At 65.3% G+C, this 16,505-nt stretch carries 19 protein-coding genes and 1 pseudogene; 1 reads left to right on the plus strand and 19 read right to left on the minus strand.

Translation table 11 applies throughout. The annotated features are described in order from the left end of the window. Nucleotides 1-376: 376 nt before the first annotated feature. Nucleotides 377-1,600, minus strand: coding sequence for a cytochrome P450 (locus AZG88_RS27935; protein WP_061699758.1), 1,224 nt, complete (start codon nt 1,598-1,600; stop codon nt 377-379). Nucleotides 1,601-1,933: 333 nt separating this feature from the next. On the opposite strand from AZG88_RS27935, the gene AZG88_RS27945 reads away from it, so the two are divergent. Beyond that, nucleotides 1,934-2,704: a hypothetical protein gene (locus tag AZG88_RS27945; protein WP_061699760.1), complete on the plus strand. Its 771-nt coding sequence runs from the start codon at nt 1,934-1,936 to the stop codon at nt 2,702-2,704. Between the two features lie 162 nt (nt 2,705-2,866). Here AZG88_RS27945 and AZG88_RS54305 read toward each other — a convergent pair whose 3' ends face one another. The 18 genes and pseudogenes from AZG88_RS54305 to AZG88_RS54315 all read right to left on the minus strand — a co-directional run. Beyond that, nucleotides 2,867-3,100 (minus strand): hypothetical protein, encoded by a 234-nt coding sequence (locus AZG88_RS54305; RefSeq protein WP_231914229.1) that lies wholly within the window; start codon nt 3,098-3,100, stop codon nt 2,867-2,869. 103 nt (nt 3,101-3,203) lie between these two features. Beyond that, on the minus strand, nt 3,204-3,632 hold the full coding sequence (locus tag AZG88_RS54310) for a hypothetical protein (RefSeq protein WP_231914230.1): 429 nt from the start codon (nt 3,630-3,632) through the stop codon (nt 3,204-3,206). 53 nt (nt 3,633-3,685) lie between these two features. Then, complete coding sequence (locus AZG88_RS27955) at nt 3,686-4,366, minus strand: hypothetical protein (RefSeq protein WP_061699761.1); 681 nt, start codon at nt 4,364-4,366, stop codon at nt 3,686-3,688. Nucleotides 4,367-4,442: 76 nt separating this feature from the next. Further along, nucleotides 4,443-4,607, minus strand: a complete 165-nt coding sequence (locus tag AZG88_RS52035; RefSeq protein WP_156517639.1) for a hypothetical protein — start codon at nt 4,605-4,607, stop codon at nt 4,443-4,445. Between the two features lie 73 nt (nt 4,608-4,680). After that, nucleotides 4,681-5,760, minus strand: coding sequence for an ADP-ribosylglycohydrolase family protein (locus tag AZG88_RS27960; protein WP_061699762.1), 1,080 nt, complete (start codon nt 5,758-5,760; stop codon nt 4,681-4,683). Beyond that, nucleotides 5,757-5,927, minus strand: a complete 171-nt coding sequence (locus tag AZG88_RS52940; protein ID WP_005574598.1) for a hypothetical protein — start codon at nt 5,925-5,927, stop codon at nt 5,757-5,759. Before AZG88_RS52940 ends, AZG88_RS27960 begins: the two co-directional genes overlap by 4 nt. A gap of 66 nt (nt 5,928-5,993) precedes the next feature. Continuing rightward, nucleotides 5,994-8,003, minus strand: a complete 2,010-nt coding sequence (locus AZG88_RS27965) for an ADP-ribosyltransferase (RefSeq protein ID WP_061699763.1) — start codon at nt 8,001-8,003, stop codon at nt 5,994-5,996. A 254-nt stretch (nt 8,004-8,257) separates the two neighbouring features. Beyond that, complete coding sequence (locus AZG88_RS52040) at nt 8,258-8,479, minus strand: hypothetical protein (protein WP_156517640.1); 222 nt, start codon at nt 8,477-8,479, stop codon at nt 8,258-8,260. A gap of 209 nt (nt 8,480-8,688) precedes the next feature. Beyond that, nucleotides 8,689-8,916: a hypothetical protein gene (locus AZG88_RS27975; protein ID WP_063886900.1), complete on the minus strand. Its 228-nt coding sequence runs from the start codon at nt 8,914-8,916 to the stop codon at nt 8,689-8,691. A 235-nt stretch (nt 8,917-9,151) separates the two neighbouring features. Further along, on the minus strand, nt 9,152-9,418 hold the full coding sequence (locus AZG88_RS27980; protein ID WP_156517641.1) for a hypothetical protein: 267 nt from the start codon (nt 9,416-9,418) through the stop codon (nt 9,152-9,154). Nucleotides 9,419-9,426: 8 nt separating this feature from the next. Then, nucleotides 9,427-9,609, minus strand: coding sequence for a hypothetical protein (locus AZG88_RS52045; protein ID WP_156517642.1), 183 nt, complete (start codon nt 9,607-9,609; stop codon nt 9,427-9,429). Between the two features lie 937 nt (nt 9,610-10,546). After that, a complete protein-coding gene (locus AZG88_RS27985; RefSeq protein WP_061699767.1) occupies nt 10,547-11,029 on the minus strand; it encodes a hypothetical protein in 483 nt (160 codons plus the stop codon). A 654-nt stretch (nt 11,030-11,683) separates the two neighbouring features. Continuing rightward, on the minus strand, nt 11,684-12,112 hold the full coding sequence (locus tag AZG88_RS27990) for a hypothetical protein (RefSeq protein ID WP_156517643.1): 429 nt from the start codon (nt 12,110-12,112) through the stop codon (nt 11,684-11,686). Nucleotides 12,113-12,150: 38 nt separating this feature from the next. After that, a complete protein-coding gene (locus AZG88_RS27995; protein ID WP_231914231.1) occupies nt 12,151-12,909 on the minus strand; it encodes an HNH endonuclease family protein in 759 nt (252 codons plus the stop codon). Nucleotides 12,910-12,918: 9 nt separating this feature from the next. Further along, entirely contained in the window at nt 12,919-13,194 is a 276-nt protein-coding gene (locus AZG88_RS28000; protein ID WP_061699769.1) for a hypothetical protein, read from the minus strand. 43 nt (nt 13,195-13,237) lie between these two features. After that, nucleotides 13,238-15,229, minus strand: a complete 1,992-nt coding sequence (locus tag AZG88_RS28005; protein ID WP_061699770.1) for a cutinase family protein — start codon at nt 15,227-15,229, stop codon at nt 13,238-13,240. A 179-nt stretch (nt 15,230-15,408) separates the two neighbouring features. Further along, entirely contained in the window at nt 15,409-16,206 is a 798-nt protein-coding gene (locus AZG88_RS28010) for a hypothetical protein (RefSeq protein WP_061699771.1), read from the minus strand. Then, nucleotides 16,206-16,505 (minus strand): annotated as a pseudogene (locus AZG88_RS54315) (hypothetical protein); the annotation flags it as partial. The gene AZG88_RS28010 and the pseudogene AZG88_RS54315, both read right to left, overlap by 1 nt.

The raw sequence follows: 16,505 nt of genomic DNA on the forward strand, positions 1-16,505 counted from the left end.
TGGGCCAACAACAGACCCGGGCAGGGCGCGCGCACCGATGTGCAGAAGCCTCGGCGCCGACGCTCAGAGTGATTGGCGTTCGCCCGCATTCGATGTCACTGGAGTCAGAATTTTGCCCTGAGCTGCACAGATGACATGTCCCTGCCCCGCCGGCTATCTCTCCCAACCCCAGAACGCCCCGTCCATGCTGGGAGGACGGGGCGTTTCGGCGTTCGGAGACTCTGCCGCTAGACGATTCTCCGAAGTCGGATACAGGAGAGTGCGAAAGGCGCAGGCCGATTCCTCGATGCCCCGGCTGGAGTCAGAGGAGGGGACATGTCATCTTCGCAGTTCAGGCTTCTTTTGCCCTGTGGTCGAGGTGACGCCTCGGGCACCGTCAGTCACGTGTCAGGACTGGAAGTGAATCGATGCCGCTGACGAACGCGGAGAGCAGCAGTTCCGGTTCGCCCACCGCGTGGAGGGCGGGGTGGGCGGTGAAAAGTTCTTCGAGCATGACGCGCAGCTCCAGCCGTGCGAGGTTCATACCCAGGCAGTGGTGGATGTCTTTCGCCCCGAACCCGAGATGCTTGCCGGAGTTCGCCCGGGTGATGTCGAACCGGCCCGGACCGTCGAAGATGCGTTCGTCGTGGTTCGCGGACAAATACCACATGACAACCTTGTCCCCCGCCGCGATCTGGGCACCGCCGAGTTGGGTGTCGACGGTCGCGGTGCGCCGCATGTAGGGCACCGGGGAGGCGAAGCGGATCACCTCGTCGATCGTGTTGTCGATGTGGCCGGCGAAATCGGCGAGCAGCAGTTCTTTCTGCTCGGGGTGCTCGGTGAGCAGATGCAGCGCCCAGGCCAACGCCTGCCGGGTGGTCTCGAAACCCGCGGTGATCAGCAGGATGACGAACGAACCGAACTCGGCCGGGGTGAGTGTCTCCCCGTCGACCACCGTCGACACCAGCCGGGAGGTCAGATCCTCGCCCGGGTCCACCTTGCGTTTCTCACCCAGTTCGAGGGCGTATCCGTAGATCTGGCCGAGGCCGGCCGCGCCGCCGGGTGCGGTGACGAACTCCTGATCGCCCCCTCCGGCAATGACGTCGGCCGCCGCGGTCAGGATCATCGGCCGGTCGTTCTCCGGGATCCCGATCAGTTCGCAGATCACCTGCACCGGTAACCGGGTTGCGACGTCGGGGACGAAGTCGAACACCGCATCTCGGGGTAGGTCTGCGGCGATCTGCGCAGCGTATCCGCGTACCCGCTCGGCGATGCCCCGCACCGAGGCCGCGGTGAACGCCGATTGCACGATGCCGCGCAGCCGCCGGTGACGGGGGTCGTCCATGGCGATCATCGACATGGCGAACTCGAGGATCTCGACCGGGACGTCGTCGATGGTGAAGCCCTTGGCCGAGGAGAAGACCTCCGGGTTTCGGCTCACCGTCACCACGTCGTCGTATCCGACGACCGACCAGAAGCCCGGACCGGCTGTTTCCGTGTGGAACTCGATCGCCGGCCGCTGACGAAGCCCCTCGAACAGGGCGCGGCGGCCCGCGAAACTGCGGTCCCAGAACGCGCGTGAGGCAGGCGTGATGATCTTTTCGGACGCAGAACCCGTCACCGGTCCCCCTCGGTCGGTCGAACAGATGCCTGCGACCCTACTGGGGAAGTAAGGGTTCGGCCGCGTCGTTGACACGAAAAGGGTGCTCCTGAGGTGGTTGAGTGGGGACACGATCATCGGCGTGTCCGAGCCGCCGCGGATCACGCTCGCCCGCGATCAACGCCTCGATCATGTCCCGTGCCGACAGCGTGTCCAGGGAGTTCGAGAAGCGGAGCTCGGCCACATTTTTTCACTTCGGTTAGGCCACACTGATGAGGCATCGTCGCAGGTCAATAGCTATCATCCAACGGTGCTCCGGCGGTGTGCGGGAGATGAATTGGGGAGGATCGACCTGTGACGTTGAGGGTTCGGCTCGGTGACCTGCGCGATCATCCGTTGGGGGTGACCGAGGCAGGGTTTCGGGCCGGGTTGACCCAGCAGGAAGCGTTCGCCCGAGGTCGTGGCCCGTTTCCCGGTGATGTCGACAGCGTCCGTTCCGAGCGTGAACTGTTCGTCACCGCCCCGGACGACGAGGTGCTTGCGGTGGCGACGATCACCGGGGTCCGCGAGTATGACGACGAACTCGTCGTCGACGGGGACCTGGTTGCCGATCACGAGCGGGTGGGGACGAGGCTGCTGATCCGGACCTCGGCCGAGAACGTGTTCTCCTGTGCGGATGAGGAATCGGCGTGGGCGGACTCGGTCGAGCGGGCTCGATGGGTCTATGTGCGGGCGTTGGTCGAGGTCGCGACGGTCAAGACGGCGTCCTACGACCGCCGGCTCGCGAGCGCAGATCCCGCCGCCGATCCCGAGGTGACCTTGGCGACTGCCGACGAGGCGATGCAGGTGGTTCCCCGGTACGTGATGATCCACCGCAGCGGAAAGCTGCGTCTCGGTGGGCCGTACGCCGACACCGCGGACTGGGACGGCCACGTCGAACCCTGGACGGACCACGGATACGTCGATTGCCTGCGCCTCGACGACGTCCTGGGCACCAGCGGCGACCTCGACATCGCCGTGATGCGGTCACTCACCTCACGGGTCGCCGCCGCGGAACTCCTCGAGTCATTGGGATGGGACAAGGTCATCCGCCGATTCGTCGACGCCCGCACCACTGCGCGGTAGGCCACCGGGAAGCGCGGTTTGCGCCAGTAACACCGTTTGAACTGCAGTGATGACACGTCCCCGCGCGTCTGTGGTCCACCGAATCGGCTGACGTGATCCTCGCCTCGCCCAACACAGACGAAACCCCAGCCCTGGGAGGGGCTGGGGTTTCGTTATCCCAGGTCAGGCCTGACGAAGTTCCCTGTATGCGAGCGTCCGGGTAGTGATCGTCTCACTGAGGTCGGTGACCGCCGTGGCCGGCGTCGTCGGGGTGGTGGCCTGCGCCGCGACCAGACGCCCGATTCGCCCTGCGGCCTGTTCTGCTCGTTCGGCACGTTCGGCGGCGAGCTGTGCGAGCGCATCCGCGGTGGCGAGTTCGGCCGACAGCTGCGTTACTGCGTCGGCGGCGTCCCGCAACGCCTGGACTGCGTCGGCGATTCGGGCGCACGACGACGCGTAGGTCTGGTCGTCCTCAGGTGCAAGCGCGCCGTTACCGGATTCGCCCGCCGCGGTGATGGCGTCATGCAGTTCTGTGGCCGCAAAGAACCCGGGAGCCGATGTCCCAGATAGCCGCCCGCAGGTCCACGTCGGTGAACAAACCTTCTCGCCACGCGCGGGAATCCTTGATCGTTTCGACGGTCAGGACAGCGTCACTCATGAGTTCGCGCACCTCGTGAGGTGCAGCGGCCAACTGGTTGCCGGTGATCTCGTTGGGCTTTCGTTTGTTCCTGGCTGCACCGATCGCTGTCATGCCGCCCACTGCAGCAACCCCCACGAGGACTGTCGCCGTGGTTGCGCCGGCCAGTGTCCAGAGGGCGCCGGAGTGGTCGGTGAGGTAGCTCGCCTCGACGTCTGCGAAGGCTGCCAGCGCAACCGTTGCCCTGGCGAACAGCAGCGGGATCGCCGTCAGAATGGCTCCGCCGATCGAGAGAACGACGACGCCGAGCAACGCACTCATCAGCCCGTCTTCCGCTGGGCGGGCCGGCGGCGGTTCGGATTCCTTCAGAACGACCGTGGCCCAGTCCAGGGAGGTCGCCGCGATGCTGTCGTCTTCATTCGTCCTCTTCCTCCTCCGTGTCCTCGCTGCGCCATCACGCGGTCAGATACCTGCAGTCGGCTCTCTTCTCTGTCCAGCCTCAACTTCTGGATGCCCGCAGCACCAGCAGCTATCACCATGACGGCAGCCATGAACACAATCGCAACGGTCGCGCCGAGGTCGTCCGTCGTTGTCTCCGGTGAGCGTTCACCAATACTCATGCTGGCCACCAGGAGCAGCACGCCGACCTGGGCAATGGATCCGCCCAAGAGCCACACGAGTCCAACCAACAGCGGCGGCATCCAGTGACGGCGGCCGGGGCGGCCGGACGCGGCCCGCAGTTCGTTGTCCAGCGACCATGCGCGGCGTTTCGAGTACAAGCTCGCGACCGCGAAGCCTGTTCCGACTAACACCGTTATGCCGAAGAAGACGAGGATAGTCGTAGCGGATAGTCGTGCGCCGAAAAGCCCTGCCACCCCGGAATAGAGGAACAGCAGGCCGTAGAGGGCGACGAGCGACATGGCTGCGACCGTCGCCTGGTTCTTGGATCGATCCCCGTCGCTCCAGCTCCGCACGACCCCCCGCAGCGGATACAGTGCCCCGCCCAGAAACGCCACCCCCAAGGCGAGCATTGCAACGATCAGCATTCTTGTCTCCTCCCTACCAAGACCGGGCATGAGTTGCCCGGTGGGCAATGTAGCGCGGCATACCCACATGTCTGGGTCATGCCGACTTCTGATGCAGGCCAATGTGGTCGAGACCCCCACCGGCAGCGATTCCTGCGAGACGCTGCAGCTGCTCGCCCATGCTGCGGCTGCCGGCCAGCGGAGTGCGGGCGTGCGGCCATACGGCGGTGACGATCCGGCTGTAGTCCCGCCCCGCCAGCACGACGACGCCCGGGGGGCAAACCGCTGGGGCGAATCCCGATCAACGAGCTGGTGGCGGCTCGTCGATATCGCGTTTACCAGTGCAGACGACACGTCCCCTGACGTGCCGCAGCGGCGAGCTCCTCGGCGTAGCGGGGCTCGAAAGTCGGATTGAGTCCGTTCGCTGCCCAGTAGTCGGGCTCAGGGTGCGCAGAGCCGATGATTCCGCCGGCGATACAGGCGATGGAGTCGGAGTCGCCGTTGCTCGTCGAGGCCCAGGCGAGGGCCTGGGGGCTGGTCAGCGAGGGAGCGTCGCCGCCCGAGGCGGTTGCCATGTCGGCGACCAGGAGAGCGAGGGCTGCAGCGCTGGCCGATTCCCAGCCTTCACCGATGCCGGCGCACGGGTCGCCGTAGCTGGCCGGCTCGAGATCCTGCAGTCGGTCCCGGCTGTCCGCGGAGCGCATCAGCGCGTCGGCCACGTCGTCATTCAAGCCATCTACCAGGAACGATGACACGTCCCCCGCGATCGGGGCGAGGACATCCTGCAGGTAGCGGTCCTCGGTCCAGGTGCTGGTGCCGTTGTGGATCTGCGCGGCAGTCGTGAGGGCATGTTCGAGGAACCGGCCGCGCTGGGCCGGGGCGTGGCGGGTGGCGTCGGCGAGCAGCAACGCGGGCACTACGGCCCGGGGGTGCTTGTGGGTGATCACAGCCTGCAGGGCGGTCAGACCCAACCAGTACGGGTCGGGAGCGAATGCGGTGGGGACCAGGCGCATCACTGCCCCGCAGCCGGCGGATTCGACGGCGCCGTCGGTGTCGTACCAGCGGGCACCGGCACGCAGGTTGCGCAGCGACGTCATGCAGGTGCGGCCCGGCGCCCGGGTGTTGTCCGGGTCGACCTGCCACACCAAGAACTGCCGGATGAGGGCTCCGGTAACCGTCTCGACGTCGTCGAAATCGGTGACCTCAGCCAGAGCACGGTGAACGGCGAGAGTCATCTGCGTATCATCGGACACCGTCCAGGTGCCGACCGGTGGAGCGACCGGGTAGGCGGGCATCCTTGTGTAGCTGGTGAATTCGACCTGGTATCCCCAGGCGTCACCGGCGGCCAGGCCGGTCAGGGCGTTTCCGTAGCGGGCGAGCAGTGCGGTGTCGCTGCCAGCGGCAGGTGCGGTCATGGGGTCTCCCCACGGGAGAGGGCGACCGCCGCGGAGCGGATGGTGACGATGTCCATCAGGTCCAGGTCGGCGACGCGCCCGAGGTAGTCGGCGATCGCGTCGGGGGTCATGCCTTCGTCGAGGTGCCGGCGGATCTCGTCGAGTTGCTCGTCGTTGAGTGCGGCCATGATGATGGTCCTTCCCTCGTCGCCCCTTCAGGAGGGGACGTGTCATATTACCTGGTAGGTGTGGGTTTACGCGGCCTTGGTCGCGGAGCCGCCGGTGCCGCCGTCGGCTTCGGCGACCAGGTCTTCGGCGACCATGTACACCGTCGGCCGGCCGCTGATGCCGTGATGATCGACCTTCACGCAGCGCAGATGGGTACCCATCGGGAGAACCACCTCGTCCTCGGAGGAGTAGCTCGAGATCGACTTGACCGGAAGCCCGTCCCGAGTGCGGACGACCATCATGTACGGCGGGTGGCCGGCGAAGTTGTGCGCCGTGCCGTGGCTCGTGGAGAAGCTGGTGACCTTGCCGATCTCCATCCGCGACCCGACGGTGAAGGCCGAGTCGATGTACTCCTCGGTGGTGCCCTTCCACCCGCTCGGGACCTGGGTGCCGCGAACCAGTGTCATCGGTTGTTTGTTCGGGTTGTGCCCGCGGAACTTGTCGAATGCCGAGTCCAGCTGGGACACCACGGTCTTGATGTGTCCGGACGGGTTCGCGTCGCGGCCGGTGATGGCGGCGTTGATCGAGCGGTAGCTGCCGCCGGTGTAGGTGGTCAGTGCGCTGCGTTCCTTGTAGCTGAGCACCTTCTGCACAAATTCCGCGTTCGAGGTGGTCAGCGCGCCGATGTTCGAGGTCTGCACGTGCCCGCCGGGTCCGGTCTGGAATCCCCAGGCCTTCAGGTCGCCGGCCCGCTGCGCGATCACGGCGTAGTCGTCAGCGGTTTCCTGGCCGTAGGCGCGGATTCCGCTGCGCCACAAGCTGGCGTGCTTGTCGGCGCCGAGACTCTGCGGTGGGATGTCGTGGTCGAAGTGCGGGATGGTGCCCCCTCCGACCGTCTGGGTTCCCAGTGCGCGCCGGTGTGCCTTGGCGTATGCCGCGTCCGCCTCGGCCTTGGTTGCGCCGACGGCAAGTGCCTTCACACGGGCCTGCTCGCCGGCCTCGACCGCGGCCTTCTCCTGCATCGCACGACGGTGCCGCTTGATGCCGTCGTGGATGTCCGCGCGGACGGGGCCGCCGCCGACCGAGTCGGTCAGCTTGTCCCGCGCCTCGGCCATCTCCTCGTCGATCGTCGCCTGTTGAGCGGACGGTGTGGAGGCGTAGCCGTCGACTGCTCGGCGAGCCACGACGAGGGCGACGTCCCCCTTCATCGCGTGGGCTTGCTTCTGCATCTCCGTGGCGTTCGCGGGCAACGGATCGGGCCCGGTCATGACGGGGATGCGGTTGGCCTTGGCCAGGGCATCGTTCTTGCCGTGTGCCTGGGCAACCGGGTGGTAGGCGTCGCCCTTGCGTTGCAAGATGACGAAGTCCGAGGCTCCGCGCCGGTAGATGGCGGTACCGCCGTCGAGGAGACGCCCCTCGACTTCGGAGACACCGGATCCGGTTTCCATCGCGATGGTGCCGGCGTTGTAGATGCTCGTGTCCCGGGGAGCCGACGCCAGGGCGGGCTGGCCACCCTCGGAGAGCGCCTGCGCCGCTTCAGCTGCGGCGCGGCGGTTGAGCGATCGGGCGATCGCATCGACCTCGTCATCCGAGAGCGACGCATAATACGCATCACGCTCGGCGCCACTGGCCATGTCGTCGCGCATCCCGAACTTCGCCGCTGCCAGATCTTCCCGGGCCTCGACCTGCCGGCGCTTGGCGTCGATATGCGCCTGCTTGGCGTCGTCGAGCTCCTTCTGCTTCGCTGCGACATCGAACGATGAACCGGTGCCGTCCTCGACAGCCTTCTTTGCCTTCCTCAGTCGGGCCCGAATCCGGTTGACCGCCTTGCGGGCTTCCTCGGCCTCCGCGTCGGCGTCGGCGACGCGTTGCTCGGCCTCATCGAGAGCGGCCTGCGTCGAAGTGATCTGCGAGCCGGCCAGCTTCGCGCGCTCGGCCTCAGCATGGGCGATCAGCAGTTTTGCCGACGGCGGGTTCGCGTGCACACTCGGCATCGGAGTGTCCCCCAGCACCGACTGGTCGATACCCAACGCCGCCATCAGCTCCGACAGGATGCTCGGTGGTGCCGACTGCACCGCGGCCGCTGTCTCGACCATCCCTTGCTCTTTCAGGTGGTCGACTACCTTCTTGCGGGCGTTGCGGCCGTGCCGGCGGTTCGCGTTCGCTTTCGCTGCGGCACTGTAACTACCGCACCCCGGGCACCGGCGGGCTCCGTGTGATTTCGAGCGACACATGAGCGCAGAGTACTGCGGAGATGACATGTCCCCTCCCCCCTGGGTCGATATGTCGGAAACTGATCGCTAGGCGTGCGAGAACCGGACGGCAGGACCACGTGGTGATGTCTATGGGTTCACTGCTGTTGGTCCGGCTTCTTCGGGTCGAACTTCAGATCGATTCGCCCGTCCGGGTATACGGTCAGGTCCATTCGTCCATCGCCGCGGAGCACGGTCGGCCCATGTTCGTCGAAGTTCGCTTCGGCGTTGGTGGTGTTGTCGAACCACTGAAGGAAGTCGGCGATCGAGCCGATCTTGGCGACGCGCTGATGCAGGGCTGCCTGGTCGTGACCCGGCACGAAGGGTGCTCCGTGGACTTCTGTGCCGCAGCCGCACAGGCATGGTCGCCCGAACCCGGGGGTGCTGTCGTCGATGTAGGGCCAGGACTTCAAACCCGGGGAACGCTGGGTTGCACCCGACCAAATGCCGTAGCCGATCAACGATCGAAACGCCCCCACCATCACTCAGGACGGCGGGGGCGTAGTCGGCATTGAATGCCCGAAGTGCGTTATGCAGAAAGCGGCAGCACCTCGATGAACGTCACTAAGTCGCGAGGAAGGTACGTCTGCCGCACGCCAGTAGGCGAAGTCAGATACTTTGTCCCGACCCCGAGAAGCCCGATCTGCTGGAGTCGCGGCACCAACTGCTCAGGCACGGGACCTGATGGATTAGCCCGCAAGGCCAGCTGTTGCTCCGGGGTGAGCCAGGACCAGGCAATGGTGTGGTCATCGTTCATGATGCGCACCCTAACGGGCATGACCGACAGAAAACCCTGAGTGGTCACGCCAGCGGATGCGGTGCGGGCTCCGACCAGTCATTTTTCGGCAACCAGTACTTACGGGGATTCGGGGAAGCCCTGTACCGCCCAATCGGCGCGTAGGAGTCTTCACCGAACTGAGGCGGCTCGCCCCACCTTCCGTCCCACCACGGAATGGATGACGCACCAATCTGCGCGTCATCGCTCCAATCCTTCATCCCAGATATCCACAAGATGACGTTGATGAACTTGCGGCAGTCACGCAGGTCATCGGTCCACGCACGAGTTGGCGTTCGGTGATCTCGATTGTCTTCTTGTTCTGGCTCGCCCACTCCCCCGTAGTTGTGTAGTCGTCGTAGCGAACAAACCGCATCACTCGATTGGGTCTCTCGCCGTCAATCGACTCGATCTTGAGCATGTGCGCCAGGTCGTTCCGGTACGGGCCGGCTCCCTTGTACGTGGCAGCGATCATCTCGGGCATCGCGACATTCACGTGTGTCGGCACAGTTTCTTGAACGCATCAAGGATCTTGCTGTCCGGGTTCCGCTTGGTGAACTCCTGCCGCTCCTCGTCCGAAAGGTGCCCATAGACGTAGAACTGCATCGAATCCTGTAACTCGGTGTACGCGCCCATGAATTGGAGTACGTGCCGTTCCATTGACATCTCGCTCATCGGCAGATTCTGACAGGCGAGACCGACACAGGCGGCCCGTCCCCCCGAACCCCTGGAACCCGTACACAACTGGAGTTATGCCCCGGCCGGCTTCCCTCCGGACCGGGGTATTGCCAGCATAGCAGCAAAGTCGAACATATGTGCGAAGATCAGTTGGTGAGATCCACCGAACCCGCCCCTGACCAGTGCCCCAACGGTCATGATTTGATCGGCGGAACGTGCCTGGTCGGGTGGGAGGTCTGCGGCTGTGCCAACGCCGGGCACGGCGGGCACCGCACGTTCTTCTGTCGAGCATGCGGCACCACAGTCCGGATACCACCGTGCGTCGGCCCCGAACCTCAAGCAGACCGGTGGGCAACTCCAGACAAGTTCGATCGCTGACAGATCAGGGTGAGCCGCGGTCCGCCAGCCTCCGGTCCGCGCACAGAACGCGGGCTCGTCATCGTAACTGCAACCGCAGCAGCAACTCCTGCGAATCCCGACACGCAGTGGCCTTACACCCTTTGCCGCGTAGTGCGCCCGTCGCCGGCGGTTTCAGGTCGACGATGGCCGGGGTCGGTTCGCGGTGGGCGTTTGTAATCAGAGAACAGCCGAGAGTGAATTTCCTCGGTGATACTCACCCGGCGGGGATCAGCAGCGCTCGTCATCGCATCGTTTCCTCTCGACTTTGACACGCAGCGAAGGGGACGTGTCATTTCCCCAGTTCAAACGAATGATCACCGGCTCCAGTTCGTCCCATGAAGGGCTGTGCTGGGCCGATCGACAAGGCATAGGAAGCGCCCCAGCTGGTAACCAGACTGGGGCGCTTCCGGCGCGCTCAGGTGCCAAGGGGAGGCTAGAGCGGCCATTGCGGGCTCGGGGGGGGAGGGTCCCGCAACGCCTACAGAACACGAAGCTGCCACCGATTTCAACACAAGTTGTTACTCGTGTGACTGGATCACGTTGAGGTCATTGCCAATACCCGTGACCGCGCCTCCATGTAGCGGGCGAGGAGGGTGAGCATCTCGGCATCGGGGTGGGCCAGTTCGGGCAGGTCTTTCGCACTGACGATCTGGGTATCGAGAGCTGCGATCTGCCGGCGGCATTCCTCGATCGACTCCGGGGTAACTCGGTCCGCGTCCAGGCGGTCGGTGAGGTGCCGGATCGAACCGCCGAGGCTGAGACCAGGATTCCGGGTGGTGTTGTCGTTTCGGCGGGCCGCGACCATTTGCCACCATTCGTCCAGCTCAGCCACAAGTGCCGGCTCGTCACCGACGGCACGCAGTGCACGATCGACGGCCGCGGCGTCGGTGATCTCCCCGTCCAAACATCCTGCTCGGGTCAGGATTTGCCCGAGTTGGTGGTTGGCGAGTTCGTCTCCGCGACTCCACCAGAACGACACCATGACAAGTACCTGCCCCGACCGGTTGGACTCCCCCATCGCCTCTCCCCTTTCGCTGACGACTGGTCTACCTCACCACGGCTCTGCTTGCGGCCCGGCCGCAGGTTCATGCTGGTCGGGCCGCCGCCGACTGCGTTGCCGCGCACATCGGGCAGCGTGTGGTGTCATCGATGATCCACCCGTTGGTCTGCGCGAAGCTGCACGCGTCGGATTGGCCGGCCACTGCGGCGGTGAACCGGTGCTCGCACAGATCGCAACGGATCGTCCAACCATGCCTTCCGGCGGATCGCGTCAGTGTTTGAACAGCCATGTTTCCCCCACGCTTTCACGAACTGTGCCCTCAGCATGGCACACATCAACTTCGCGGGGGGAAGTCAGGATCGGCTCTCTCCGCGCTTCACAAGTCGAAGAGAGACCTTCCAACACAACACCATCCCGGCCGGGCGTGCAAGCTGTGCCCGCGGGGCGGTGAATGTGAAGAGTCTGTGCGCGATAGTGGCCTAGAAGGAGCTGCCACCGGGGAATGTGCCGATTCCGAGCAGGTAGAAGATCCACATGAAGAGCGGCATGAGTGTTCCCTTCACGAACAGCGTTGGCACCGGTCCGTGTAACCGATGAGCGTCGTTGCGTTCGTGTCGTTCTCCATTGAGTTCTATCGGCTGGGTGGGTCCGGGTGTGTTTCGGGAATCCCTGTCAGTCGGTCGCGTGTGCAATTCGTCCTGAGATCTCGGACAACACGTGTTCGGCGCGGTCCTGGGCAAGCTCGGCGCGGCGGGTAAGCCAGGTGCGGATCGGCCTGAAGGAATGAAGTACCGACCGGAGGATCTGCATGACAGCGGGGAACACAGCTCCGCACAGAGCGATTACGGCGAGGTTTCGGAGGACCGGTAAATCGAGGTCATCGCCCAACGTAATGAGAACCCCTGCAATCAGTATGAAGAGAGCCATCTCGATTCCCAGCAGCCCACCGACGAAGAACGCCTCACTCCCCTTTTGCCTCATTACACGACAAAGAATCTTTCTGTCGGCGCGCCTCAGGCGAAGGTCGCGGTTTCTCAGCGCGCTCAAGCATTGTTCGTCGATAGGGAGTTCACGTTGGACTGCATCGGCGTTGAGGGTCATCTGAGACTCCTTCGTGTCGTTGTTGATGTTTCGGCTGGTCATCGGGTGCACTCGCGGCGTGCTGCGTCGACGTCGCCGGCGGTGACGGCCAGGTGGTATTTGGCGGCGACTGCCAGGTATTTCTGCGCGTATTCGCACCTGAATGCGGTGTTCGGGGGTAGCCAGGTGTCCGGCCCCTGGTCTGATTTCGCCTGGTTCGCTTTGCCCTCGGATGCGAGCAAGTTCGAGGCGGTATCGTTAGCGAAGGCGAGGCGTTGTTCCGGGGTCCAGGTGGCGGCTCCGGCTCGCCATCCTCTTGAGAGGGGATAGATGTGATCGACCTGCACAGCGGAGGGCTTCTCGGTCGAGAACGCGATCGTGGTACCGGTGTAGGGGTCGTTGATTGTGCCCGAGATGACCTTGCAGTCATGGGTGTTCGGCTTGTATCGCACGTCGATCAACTGGGTTCTGAGGATTTCGTTGCGGGTGTCGCAGCCGTTGTGTGAGTCCGGGCCGGTGTAGTTGTCGGTCCAGGATGGGCCGAAGACGCAGCCGTTCCCTTTGCCGCAGTCTCGGTCGTATCCGGGCACTGTGGGAAGTTCGTCGACAACGGTCAGCGCGGCAATCAGCTGGTCGAGGCCTGGTGCGGCATCTGCTGTGGCAGGTGCAGGTTCTTCGGTGTCGGCCACCGTGAAGACGTCAGCCAAGGTGGTGTTCATGTCTGTGACGACGGCAAGCACGCTCTGCTGGCCGACGAGCGCGAGCACCGCAGCGGCCAGAATGGAGCCGCCGGCCAAAGCCCGGAACTTGTTCGCCATCAGTTCTCCTCAGTTGGTCGCTGCCGCGCCGTCGGTGAACAGGCCCAGCTGGTTCCGGCGCAGCTGCGTTCGTGTGAGCGTGCCGGTGCCGAGCGCGGCTGGGCGGAGGCCGACATGAAACTGGCAGGGGTTGTGCGGACAGGCGAACACCGCGAGCCCTTTGGCACCGTGGTGGCGCTGTTTACGGACCTTCTTGGCGTCGCCGCGAGCCAGGTAGCCGCGCTGTCGGCACTGTGCGCACCAGACCCACCGTGCGGCGGGATTGTGTGATCGGTGGGTAGTCATGACAGTTCGCCTCTCTACGTGCAGATTCGGTATCGGAGGCAGGTCACGCGGCCCGGCCTATTTGCAGGTTGAGCCAGTCGGACAGCCACTTGATGGCGCTGCGGCCGGCGTTGTCCACGACTAGGTTTCCGTAGTCGGTGTGTGCACCGGAGGCGAAGAAGCTCGCGGCGTTCAGTCCTTCTCCGACCAGGGCGGCGAGGTCGTCTGCGCCCTGGGAACTGGCCATCGTGGTCAACGATCCGGTCAGGCCGGGCAGGTCGACGTTCTGTGCCTGGGTGGTGATCGCATTGGAGGCAGTGTTCGACTTTTTGCCCAGGAGTGCCACGTCGGTCTTGGTAGCTTTCCCGCTGAGCATGTTCACCGCCACGGAGGCGAGGTCGAGACCGACCGGCAGCAGTCCGGTCATCGCCGCTCCGGCACCGAGCGGATCCGGTATCTGCCCAGGGGGCGGGAGCAGCTTTTCGACGGCCGCCCAGGCGATTTCCTGGATCTGTCCGACCAGGTTGGCAAGCCGGACGATGTCGACGTTCCCCAGGATCGAGGTCACCAGTGCGGCGATCTGCGTGTACCCGGTCGGATCGGGAATGACAGAGAGGATCTGGGAGACCCACCGCAGGTCGACACCCGCGGCCAGCCGGACCAACGGCGAGAAAAGATTGTTCAGTTCCCCCGCGATCTGGTGTGCCCCGCGCGCGTCGAGGGCGGCGACCTTCTGCGGGAGCAGGGTCAGGTTGCGGAGGATTGCGGGGAGGTCGAGGGCGGTCACGTTCGTCACCACATTGAGCGCCTGGCCGACGACGACGCTCGGTTTGAGCACCGACAGCACACTCGATGCGGACGAGAGCGCGTCGGCGGGCGTGGCGGCCAGCGGTGCTACCTGGGTGCTCAGTGTCCCTGCCGCGGTCGACAATGCGGTCGCGTCCGGCGAGGCGGACGGCAGGGTGGTGGTCCCCGATTGCACCAGCGACGACGCAGTGTCCGCGAGTTTCGCTGCGGCGGTCAGTGCGCTTGACAGATCCGCTTGCGAGGCGACGCCGAGGACCTGTCCGGCGGCGTGCTCAGCCGTGCCGGGCGCTGCGGTGGTCAATTGTGTGGTGGCTGCGGAGTTCGCGGCGCCGCTCGCAATCAGATCGGCCACCGGTGTGAGCGTGTTCATCAGCGAGGTGGCGGACTTCGCGACCTGGGCGACGTCGATCGTGCTCGCGCTGCTCTGCCGCGCCAACGACGTGGTGTTCGCGCCGATCCCGGGTAGGTCAGCCTTGGAGAAGTCCGAGGTCAATGCGGTAGCGACGGTGGAATTCCCACCTGCCGCGGCAGCATCGGCACCGGTGCTCGGCGACTTGCTCAGGATGGAGCCGAGCGATCCGAGCAGGGGGTTCGAGCCCTTCTGGATCGAGCAATACAGGTCCTTGCCGGAGTAGCAGATGGAGGCGACGCGCCCCGAGAGCTTGCCCATCCCCTGCGGGCGCGGGTCGGCAATGCCGGTCCCGGTCGAGCGCGGACCGACGACAGCGGCACCTTTGGTGCCGGCACCGGGGTCGGCCAACAGCCCGACTGCGAGTACTCGCTCGGGTGGGATGGGGCCGTTGCCGTTGCCGATGGCGGAGGCCAGGTCCCCGGCAGCGTCCGCGCCCTGGGAATAGCCGGTGATCGTGAACTTCGTTCGCGCGCACCTGCTTGCCTCTTCGGACAGCACGTTACCGGCCTTCGCGCGTGCGTCGGACTTGCTGTCGGCGTAGGTGTGGCCATTGTCGAACGCGCGGGCCATGTACGGCAGGGTGTAGACCTCGGCCCGGTCACCCTGGGTGGTCTTGATGGCGTCGGCGATCGGTTTGAGCATCCCCACCGGCACCGAAGGGTCCGCGGTCTCGTTGGTTTCCCAGGTTCCGGGGATGAACAGGTTGTATGTGGCGGCGCACCCCGCCGGGTCTGCGTGTGCGACGGCAGGGGCGGTCAGCGCGGCCGTTCCGGTGGCGACCGCCGCGGTCACCAGTGCGGCGAGTACGCGGCGAGCGGTCGGACGTGTGGCAGGCATCGACACCTCATCTACCCGGCGGACAAGTGGTGGTTCACCTGCCGGTAGGCAGTACCGCTTGTCCCAGCCGGCCATGCCCACGTCGAGGTGAGGGGCACAGTGTCGTGAGTTGGCGCGAAAATCTCTAGCAGCCCTGTGGATAACTCAGTTTGCCCAGCCTGGGAGGCCGCGGCTGGATGTTAGATCCAGTCGATGTGGACGGAGTCGATGTGGTCGAAGTGGAATCCGAACTGGTCGCTGTACTTGTCGAAGCCCTTGTTCTCGGGGTAGTCGAGGGTGGCGTGCCGCTCGAGCAGCGCGACGACCCGCGCGTGATCGTCGTTGGCCAGTGCGGCGGCGAGTTCGCGGGACTCGTCGCTGGTGAACGGTGTGTCCGAGTTCGCGAAATCCAGGGTCCGGACCCGGTAGTCGTATCCCTCGTCGGCGCCGTTGCGGACCATGACACCACCCTTGACCCGGATGACGGCCTTCTTCGGGGTCCCGTCCGGGCGCAGCACTCCGGCGCGTTTCATGATGTCCTCGGCCTTGACGTTCTTGAGTTTCTTACTGGCGTCGGCGCGCAACTCGTTCGTCTCGCCGGACCGGTACCGGGAGACCGCGGAGCGGGACCGCCCGATCTTCGCCGCCACCGCGTCGACTCCGCCGAGGCGTTCGATCGCCGCACGCCGTTGCGCACGCTCGAGAACATCGGCATGCGGAATGCGGCCCTGTTGCGCCCACCGGCGCAACGTGCGCGCCGACGGCGGTGTGCGGCCGGCATCGATCGCCGCCTGCCGAAGGCCCTCGTTGCCGAGTTCCTTGCGCAGCTGCTTGACCGAGACCTTGCTGGTCAGTCCGGCCAGCCCCCCACTTTTGACCTGCTTCGACTTCTCCACACCGCTGGTCGCGGCGTTGGCAACGGAAACCTTGAGGCCGTCGAGACCGACCGCCTCCTGCGCCGGCTTCTTGGTGCGCGGCTTCGGAAGATGCAGGGCCATCAGAGCACCCCCTCCCCTTCGACGTCGTCGGCGTCCTCGTTGTCGGCGAAGGCCGCCTTGATCGCGAGGTTCACATCGTGCACGTCCTGGGCCGACGTGAAGGCGGACAGGAGTGTGTCGGTGAGGACCACGTCCTTCTCCACCGACATCTTCCCCAACGCCGCGCTTTCGTCGGCGATGTCCTCACCGTCGGCCAGCAGGTATACCCAGGAGTCGGTGACGGTGCGGACCGGCCAGCGGCCGTGTTCGCGGGCGATCCGCATCGCCACCCGGCGGCCGCGCCACCGGCAGTGCGCGAT

The sequence above is a fragment of the Rhodococcus sp. LB1 genome (assembly GCF_001583455.1).
GTDB lineage: Bacteria > Actinomycetota > Actinomycetes > Mycobacteriales > Mycobacteriaceae > Rhodococcus_F > Rhodococcus_F opacus.

What these genes read in the sequence shown, in the direction of transcription:
- AZG88_RS27955 (WP_061699761.1), bottom strand. Translation starts at nt 4,366, where the DNA reads ATGCTGATCGTTGCAATGCTCGCCTTGGGGGTGGCGTTTCTGGGCGGG.
- AZG88_RS27960 (WP_061699762.1), bottom strand. Translation starts at nt 5,760, where the DNA reads ATGACCGCACCTGCCGCTGGCAGCGACACCGCACTGCTCGCCCGCTAC.
- AZG88_RS52940 (WP_005574598.1), bottom strand. Translation starts at nt 5,927, where the DNA reads ATGGCCGCACTCAACGACGAGCAACTCGACGAGATCCGCCGGCACCTC.
- AZG88_RS27965 (WP_061699763.1), bottom strand. Translation starts at nt 8,003, where the DNA reads ATGGTCGAGACAGCGGCCGCGGTGCAGTCGGCACCACCGAGCATCCTG.
- AZG88_RS27975 (WP_063886900.1), bottom strand. Translation starts at nt 8,916, where the DNA reads ATGAACGATGACCACACCATTGCCTGGTCCTGGCTCACCCCGGAGCAA.
- AZG88_RS27980 (WP_156517641.1), bottom strand. Translation starts at nt 9,418, where the DNA reads ATGCCCGAGATGATCGCTGCCACGTACAAGGGAGCCGGCCCGTACCGG.
- AZG88_RS52045 (WP_156517642.1), bottom strand. Translation starts at nt 9,609, where the DNA reads ATGAGCGAGATGTCAATGGAACGGCACGTACTCCAATTCATGGGCGCG.
- AZG88_RS27985 (WP_061699767.1), bottom strand. Translation starts at nt 11,029, where the DNA reads ATGGGGGAGTCCAACCGGTCGGGGCAGGTACTTGTCATGGTGTCGTTC.
- AZG88_RS27990 (WP_156517643.1), bottom strand. Translation starts at nt 12,112, where the DNA reads ATGACCCTCAACGCCGATGCAGTCCAACGTGAACTCCCTATCGACGAA.
- AZG88_RS27995 (WP_231914231.1), bottom strand. Translation starts at nt 12,909, where the DNA reads ATGGCGAACAAGTTCCGGGCTTTGGCCGGCGGCTCCATTCTGGCCGCT.
- AZG88_RS28000 (WP_061699769.1), bottom strand. Translation starts at nt 13,194, where the DNA reads ATGACTACCCACCGATCACACAATCCCGCCGCACGGTGGGTCTGGTGC.
- AZG88_RS28005 (WP_061699770.1), bottom strand. Translation starts at nt 15,229, where the DNA reads ATGCCTGCCACACGTCCGACCGCTCGCCGCGTACTCGCCGCACTGGTG.
- AZG88_RS28010 (WP_061699771.1), bottom strand. Translation starts at nt 16,206, where the DNA reads ATGGCCCTGCATCTTCCGAAGCCGCGCACCAAGAAGCCGGCGCAGGAG.